Source organism: Anabaena sp. CA = ATCC 33047 (assembly GCF_963870205.1).
Classification (GTDB): Bacteria; Cyanobacteriota; Cyanobacteriia; order Cyanobacteriales; family Nostocaceae; genus Trichormus.
This window is the reverse complement of sequence record NZ_CAWMSA010000040.1, coordinates 9966-17423: the sequence shown is the minus strand read 5'-3', so window position 1 is coordinate 17423 and position 7458 is coordinate 9966. Positions and strand designations below refer to the sequence as shown.

The 7458-nt window shown below is 43.8% G+C and carries 6 protein-coding genes and 2 pseudogenes; all 8 read right to left on the bottom strand.

The features are described 5' to 3' along the window. Nucleotides 1-508: pseudogene (locus AACS98_RS09590) on the bottom strand (DUF58 domain-containing protein); the annotation flags it as partial. Then, nucleotides 505-858: pseudogene (locus AACS98_RS09585) on the bottom strand (hypothetical protein). The pseudogenes AACS98_RS09590 and AACS98_RS09585, both read right to left, overlap by 4 nt. An 82-nt stretch (nt 859-940) precedes the next feature. Further along, nucleotides 941-1327 carry a type II toxin-antitoxin system VapC family toxin gene (locus tag AACS98_RS09580; RefSeq protein WP_066378839.1) on the bottom strand — a complete coding sequence of 129 codons (387 nt, stop codon included), beginning with the start codon at nt 1325-1327 and terminating at the stop codon, nt 941-943. Beyond that, nucleotides 1324-1551, bottom strand: a complete 228-nt coding sequence (locus AACS98_RS09575) for a type II toxin-antitoxin system Phd/YefM family antitoxin (protein ID WP_066378837.1) — start codon at nt 1549-1551, stop codon at nt 1324-1326. The genes AACS98_RS09580 and AACS98_RS09575 overlap by 4 nt, the downstream gene beginning before the upstream one ends. A gap of 62 nt (nt 1552-1613) precedes the next feature. After that, nucleotides 1614-1838 (bottom strand): hypothetical protein, encoded by a 225-nt coding sequence (locus AACS98_RS09570; RefSeq protein WP_066378835.1) that lies wholly within the window; start codon nt 1836-1838, stop codon nt 1614-1616. A 189-nt stretch (nt 1839-2027) separates the two neighbouring features. Next, complete coding sequence (gene typA / locus AACS98_RS09565; RefSeq protein WP_066378833.1) at nt 2028-3818, bottom strand: translational GTPase TypA; 1791 nt, start codon at nt 3816-3818, stop codon at nt 2028-2030. A 576-nt stretch (nt 3819-4394) separates the two neighbouring features. Beyond that, nucleotides 4395-6302: a 1-deoxy-D-xylulose-5-phosphate synthase gene (gene dxs, locus AACS98_RS09560; RefSeq protein WP_066378832.1), complete on the bottom strand. Its 1908-nt coding sequence runs from the start codon at nt 6300-6302 to the stop codon at nt 4395-4397. Between the two features lie 343 nt (nt 6303-6645). Next, nucleotides 6646-7329 (bottom strand): S-layer homology domain-containing protein, encoded by a 684-nt coding sequence (locus tag AACS98_RS09555; RefSeq protein ID WP_197480128.1) that lies wholly within the window; start codon nt 7327-7329, stop codon nt 6646-6648. Nucleotides 7330-7458 lie beyond the last annotated feature (129 nt).

Here is a 7458-nt window from a genome sequence, read left to right as displayed (position 1 = left end):
CTTCTTTGACTTTCTTCCTGTCCTAATTCATCTACTAGGGGACAAGTTTTTAAAGGTAATACTGTCGGATAAACAATAGCTGTAGCTTCACAGTGGCGTTGACGGCGACTCCAGAATAATCCTAAAGGTGCGCCTGTCACCAATTCCACAGTGTGCCAGCGATATATCCCTCGATTTTGGGTAGGCTGGGAATATGACCAACGGTACAGTAAGCTGACAGGTTGCTTAGTGGGGTTGTGAATTTGTAATTCTAAGATTAAGTCATCCCCTGCGGATACAGGTTGAATTGAGCGACGGGTGACAGAGATACCAGTGAGCGATCGCGTTGGTAAAAATGCTGCTATACCTAATAATGCAAAACTCACGCCGCTAATGGCATACAGCCAGCCATTGTATTAATAGCTGCACCAAAAAAACAAACAGCAATTGCCGCTAGTATCCAACCGGTGTATGCTGGGGTGCTAGCATGGGTTTCTAACCAGTTAGTGATGGGTTTGATAATTTTCATGTTTCCGTTTTAACCCAACACTCATGAAAATTCACAGTAGTCGCGCCGCAATTTAACCATCTTTGAGTCACTTCGCTGAGGGCTTCATTGATTATCTCATCGCTCACGCCATGACGCTTGAGGCTAGCGATAAGTGCTGACACAGTATCACTGTCTAATCGTTCCATATCAGCCCTGAGTCCTTGACCAATATAAGCACGAACTCATGGTTGATAGCCAGAAAATCCCAGTAATGGTGCTATTCTTTTCAAATCTTCGATGACATCTTCGGGAATGCGAATTGTGATTGTCGTCATCGGACGATTTTTATCTAGTCGCTCAACATATTTACCTCTAACCCCCCCTTCCATTTGAGCGAAGTCGTACTCAGGACGTAATTCATCTTCCATTTCGTTTTTAACTTCCTTAGTGACTTGATCAAGGTGGTACAATTCACCACAATATTTGCACAGGATAGCTTTCAAACACACTGTCTTTAGTAACTATCGGTATGCTCTCCACCAAACTTTGAGAAATTATCAGTCGATCAAATGGATCTCTATGGCAAAAAGGCAACTTTGCTAACTCATCTAAATGTTCTGGTCGTATTTCCAGTAATTCAATAGCGTTACCATAGACCTGTTGCTTAACCAACTCAGTAAAAGTCATGTCTAGTTGTAGCTTGCCAATACTGACTTTGATAGACATTTCCCAAAGACTGGCAATGCTCAAAAACCTTTGATTTTGCTGATCTTCAATCAGATTTTTTGCCGTCTCACTGAGATTCAAACTGCCCTCAATAAACCATAAAAACGTATGGGTGTCGAGCATGAGCCTCATGGTGCGTATTCCTCAAAATCTGCCAATGGCTCATCAAAATCGTCTGACATTTTTACTAAACCCCTAGCACTACCAAACTTGGGGCGTGCTTCCACTCGACCAAGCGGCACGATTTTGAAAGATGTGCCATCACTGCGTGTGATAATGACTTCTTCTCCACCAGCTGCCTCTTCAATTAGTTGTGCTAGGCGAGTCTCAGCTTCTTTCAAATTAACTTGGTGCATTGATAGTTTTTACCAAAACCCGATGTTTTGAATATAGCTTTTTTGTCAGCTTTTGCTTCAGTTTAGCCTTGTGCGTTGCGTCTCGCTAATAAGCGATCGCGTATCCCAACAGGATGAAACCGTCTCTCCAGCAATACAAGAATCAGCTTTTGAAGCCTCTCTCCATTCCAACAAGCTGCTTTCATTAGATAAGCTGCATCAACTATCCATATTGTTCTTGTCACAATCAATGCCTCCAGAAATAAAATGCGTCTATTAGCTTGACTAAGTAAAAGTATATTAACCATCCATGCTAACCGATACGCTCCTTTTCTATAAGCAAGAGATTGTCTTGATAACAACTGCGGAATTATTCACAGGCAAAATTCCTTGGAATAATGTATGTAAAAGCTCATGTCTTAGGTGTGTATTCAAGATAAATAAAAAACAAAAAGCCCGCATTGGCGGGCTTTATAAATCTATTTAAGTAACTTTACTTATCTTTTCGCCAACTTCTTCGCCATCTTTCTTAGGCGAATAGATTGGGGTGTAACTTCCACCAACTCATCGGGGCCGATGTACTCTAACGCCCGTTCGAGACTCATTTCTACAGGTGCTTGCAACTGTACCAACTCGTCGCCACCGGATGCGCGGTGGTTGGTTAACTGCTTGGTTTTGCAGACATTCAGTTCTAAGTCTTGGGGACGGTTGTGTTCACCGACAATCATACCCTTGTAAACTTTAGTACCGGGAGTAATAAAGAATAAACCTCTATCTTCTGCGTTCTTCATGGCGTAGAAGGTAGAAACACCTTCTTCAAAGGCAATCAACACGCCTTTGTTACGGGCTTCAATTTCGCCACAAATCGCACGATAATCTAAGAAACTGTGGTTCATGATACCTTCACCACGGGTCATCCGCATGAATTCACCACGGAAACCAATCAAACCACGGGCGGGTATGACAAACTCTAACTGGGTGCGGTTGCTAACCCCAGGCTGCATATCTTGCATTTCGCCTTTACGTTGTCCTAAACGTTCGATACAGCTACCAACTGCATCTGAAGGCACGTCTAACACTAACAATTCATAAGGTTCGCAAGGTTGACCGTTAACTTCGCGGTAAATTACCTGTGGCTGGGATACTTGGAACTCGTAACCCTCACGGCGCATGGTTTCAATTAAGATACCCAGGTGTAGTTCACCACGACCGGAAACCAGGAATTTATCGGGGGAGTCGGTTTCTTCGACGCGCAGGGCTACGTTAGTTTCTAGTTCGCGGAATAGGCGATCGCGCACTTGTCGAGATGTCACCAGTTTACCTTCTTGACCCGCAAAAGGTGAATCATTCACCCAGAAGGTCATCTGTAAAGTAGGCTCATCTACTTTAATTAATGGTAAAGCTTGCGGTTCGTTGGGGTCTGTAATTGTTTCCCCAATATTGGCATCCGCAAAACCAGCCACCGCTACAATATAACCGGCGGAAGCTTCTTCTAATTCTACCCGCCTCAAACCTTCAAAACCTAGCAATTTGCTGATTTTAGACTTGACAATTGCGCCACTTTCTGTTACCAAAGCAGCTTGTTGTCCAGCCTGGATTTTACCGTTGTGAATTCTACCAATCACAATCCGTCCTAGATATTCAGAATAATCTAGGGTTGTAACTTGCAATTGCAGAGGCTTGCTAGCATCACCAACTGGGGGTGGAACGTGTCGTAAAATCGCTTCAAATAAGGGTTGCATATCCTTGGATTCATCTTCCAAGGATTCTTTAGCGAAACCAGACAAACCAGAGGCAAACAGATAGGGGAAATCGCACTGGTCATTATCCGCGCCTAATTCCACGAACAAATCGAATACCTTGTCTACTGCACCGTAGGGTTCTGCTTGGGGACGGTCGATTTTGTTAACCACAACAATCGGGCGTAGTCCTTTTTCTAATGCCTTTTTCAACACAAAGCGTGTTTGAGGCATCGGGCCTTCATTAGCATCTACAATCAGGATACAACCGTCAACCATACCCAGAACCCGTTCCACTTCGCCACCGAAGTCAGCATGTCCAGGGGTATCAATAATATTGATGAGTGTATCTTTGTAGCGAACTGCTGTATTTTTCGCCAGAATCGTAATCCCCCGTTCCCGTTCTAGGTCGTTGGAGTCCATGACGCAATCCGGAACGTCTTCACCTTCTCGGAAAATGCCGGACTGTCTCAGGAGTGCATCAACCAGGGTGGTTTTGCCGTGGTCTACGTGGGCGATAATGGCGACGTTACGAATGGGAAGCGTCATAGAAACTTAGTGTTAACTCTAGAGGGAGTTTGTAGATTTACAATTAATTGCTCGGCTGCTTTAACAGAATTGGGTTTGTTAGGCAAATTCTGTAAAGAACCTTTAATAATTCTAGCTTAATTGTCACAATTGTAGGCGACTTTGTAAATGGGGCTGCGACGGAGAAATCAAGCGGCTTGTGAACTCAGTGGGTTTTCAGTTCACATAAACATAGATTCTCAACTTTTGTCAGGAGATTTATTGAATAAATGTGCCAAAGTTAACAATGAGTTGATGATATCTAGAAACATAGGCTAAGAATTGCGATCGCTTCCGTCGTAAAATCACATCATAATAAGTGTGTGTGCAAATTATTATTGTCACTCTGAAAGTCTGAAAGTCTCTCTAACCTAACCCCCCTCACCCCCCTTCCCTACAAGGGAATGGGGGAAGATGTAGAGACGTTTCATGAAACGTCTCTACATTTGTAGGGGATAGGTTTAAATGGAAAGCACATTGTTTAAGAATCTCAAATAAAAATAACCCCTAAAAACAGGGGTTATTTCACGAAAGCTTAGACTAACAACCAGAAATTAACTACACAACAGCCGATGCTTGTTTCTGAAAGAAAGCAGTTAACACTCTTTCGGCAATTTGACGGCTAGTTAATCCTAATTCGGCTTTTGATTCATCTGGTGTAGCGTGTTCCACCAACACATCAGGAATACCAATGCGTTTCACAGGAACTAGCACATCAGCATCTAACAAGGCTTCTGCGACAGCTGAACCAAAGCCACCCATTTCACAGCCTTCTTCAAGAGTGACTACACGCCCAATTTTCTTAGCTAAAGGTAAAATTAATTCTGTATCCAAAGGTTTAACAAACCGGGCATTAATCACAGTCGCTTCAATACCATGTTCGCTGAGAATTTCCGCCGCTTGCATACTGGGGTAAACCATTGTACCATAGCCGACGATTAACACATCCTCGCCATTGCGGAGAATTTCACCTTTACCAATTTCCAAAGGTTCCCAACCTTCTTCCATCAGAGGCACACCGTAACCATTACCACGAGGGAAACGCATCGCAATTGGGCTGCTGGTATGGTTAATACCAGTTACAATCATCCGTTGCAATTCTGCCTCATCTTTTGGTGCCATCAACACCATATTAGGAATACAACGCAGATAGGCTATGTCATACATCCCTTGGTGAGTAGGGCCATCCGCGCCCACAATTCCCGCCCTATCGAGGCAGAAAAATACTGGTAGGTTTTGAATACAGACATCGTGGATAATCTGGTCATAAGCCCGTTGCAGGAAGGTAGAGTAAATCGCCGCTACAGGACGCATACCTTCACAAGCTAACCCTGCCGCCAATGTCACGGCGTGTTGTTCAGCGATACCGACATCAATATATTGATTGGGTAATTTAGCTTGCAGTTTATCTAAACCTGTACCTGTCGCCATCGCTGCCGTAATACCGATAATTTTAGGGTTTTGTTCGGCAAGTTTGACGAGAGTATGAGAAAAGACTTTAGCATAAGCCGGGGGTTTGGGCTTGCTAGAAGGAATCGCTTTACCTGTTGCCAAGTTAAAGGGGTTTTGGGCGTGATAGCCTACTTGGTCTTTTTCCGCAATTTCATAACCTTTGCCCTTCACTGTCACCACATGGACTAACACAGGCCCGGCGATTTGATGCGCCTGTTGGAAGGTAGCGATTAATTCTTCCAAATTATGCCCATCTACTGGCCCCATGTAAGTAAAGCCCAGTTCTTCAAAAACTGCGCCTACTTTGGGAACTGCTAAACGCTTCATCCCTTCTTTGATGCGTCCTAGTTCGGGGGATAAAGATTCACCCACAAAAGGAATATGTTTCACCTGTTCCTCAAAATTATCTTTGAAGAACTGCATTGGCGGACTGAGACGCATTTTGTTGAGGTAGCGAGGAATAGCACCCACATTCGGAGAGATGGACATCTCATTGTCGTTGAGAACCACCAACAGGTTAGTTTTGGGTAAGTGTCCGGCGTGGTTGATGGCTTCTAAAGCCATACCACCAGTTAAAGCACCATCACCAATTACCGCCGCGACTTTAAATTTTTCCCCGTTCATATCTCGTGCTAAAGCCATACCTAGGGCTGCTGAGATACTGGTGGAAGCGTGGCCTGCACCAAAGTGATCGAATTTGTTTTCACACAGCTTGAGATAACCAGCAATTCCGTCTTTTTGTCTGAGGGTGTGGAAGTCGTTGTACCGTCCTGTGATCAGTTTGTGGGGATAAGCTTGGTGTCCTACATCCCAAATCACTTTATCTCGGTCTAAATCTAAAGTCTGGTAAAGCCCTAGTGTTAACTCTACAACACCCAAGCCAGGCCCCAGATGTCCACCAGTTGCGGCTACCGTTTGTAAATGTTTATCTCGAATTTGGCGGGCGATCTGTTGCAGTTGCCGGATAGATAAACCGTGCAACTGATTAGGATGGGTGATTTCACTCAAGTGCATATTATAGCGTTTTCCTCTCTAATCTCTAACTTTTGGTATTCTGATTTTCCCACGGTCGGGTTATCGGCAGAATTAGACTGTCACTAAGTAGCAGTCTAAAATGTAATTGCCAAACGTGGGTAATTAGGTAAAAGGTTGTCAGGATTTATTCTTAATCAGTAGGCTTCTAAGTTTAGACCGCAAACTTACTATAAAGTATGTAATTATTCGCAGGTTTTAAAAGTAGCGAAATAGACAATTGTCCAGGTAAAACAGCAATATATCTCCAATTTGAGCATCAACAGTCCACAGTGTAGGGATGTAATATTTTAACTTCTGCTTTTTGGCTGTGTGCTGTTTGAAATTACAGAGGTGCTGGGGAGTTAGTAGCACTGGGAACTTCTGGCATTTCCGGTTGCTTTTGCTGTCTTTGCAAATATTTACTCAACAGATGTGCCATATCCCCGCGAGTCATAGGTTTTAAGGGGGCTAGATGATTCTCGGCATCAGTGTTAATAAATCCTTCTGCTACTACTGTGGCGATCGCTCTTCTTGCCCAATTAGGTATAATCTTCGCATCTGGGTATGGGGCTAAAATATCATTAACTGTATCATCACCAAACTGAAACACGCCGTAAGCTTGAGCAAAAATCGCTAAACCTTCTGCCCTGGTGACTCTTTGATTAGGGAAAAACAAATTACCCCGATAACCTCTCATCACATCTGTTTTCAACACTGTCTGGATATCTTGGTATGCCCAGTGAGATGAGGGAACATCTGATACAGGTACAGATTTGTCTTGTTTAGCGGCTTCACGCTTATCTAAATGAAAGGCTTTAACTAAAATCGTGGCTAATTCTGCACGACTCATCAACCGTTCTGGATAAAAGTTACCATCCGGTGCATTAGTCATCAACTTGGCAGCAACTACTTCTTCAATTGCTGCTGATGTCACTCCCGCATGAGTTTCACTCGCCTGGGCTGGCACAATTACCGGGAAGCTTTGGAGTAGTAGCACTAAAGAAAATGTACTTAGCCAAGGGCGCATAGTTCTTACCACTGGAAATCTGCTTCTCTGTATCTACAATAACTGGCGGGACGTAACCCATCACGCACTGATTATGTTGACACATTTTTATTGGTTAAGGTTGCCGAGGTTGAGGACTGGGGATTGGGG

What these genes read in the sequence shown, in the direction of transcription:
- typA (WP_066378833.1), bottom strand. Translation starts at nt 3,818, where the DNA reads ATGACGCTTCCCATTCGTAACGTCGCCATTATCGCCCACGTAGACCAC.
- AACS98_RS09575 (WP_066378837.1), bottom strand. Translation starts at nt 1,551, where the DNA reads ATGCACCAAGTTAATTTGAAAGAAGCTGAGACTCGCCTAGCACAACTA.
- AACS98_RS09555 (WP_197480128.1), bottom strand. Translation starts at nt 7,329, where the DNA reads ATGCGCCCTTGGCTAAGTACATTTTCTTTAGTGCTACTACTCCAAAGC.
- dxs (WP_066378832.1), bottom strand. Translation starts at nt 6,302, where the DNA reads ATGCACTTGAGTGAAATCACCCATCCTAATCAGTTGCACGGTTTATCT.
- AACS98_RS09580 (WP_066378839.1), bottom strand. Translation starts at nt 1,327, where the DNA reads ATGAGGCTCATGCTCGACACCCATACGTTTTTATGGTTTATTGAGGGC.
- AACS98_RS09570 (WP_066378835.1), bottom strand. Translation starts at nt 1,838, where the DNA reads ATGGTTAATATACTTTTACTTAGTCAAGCTAATAGACGCATTTTATTT.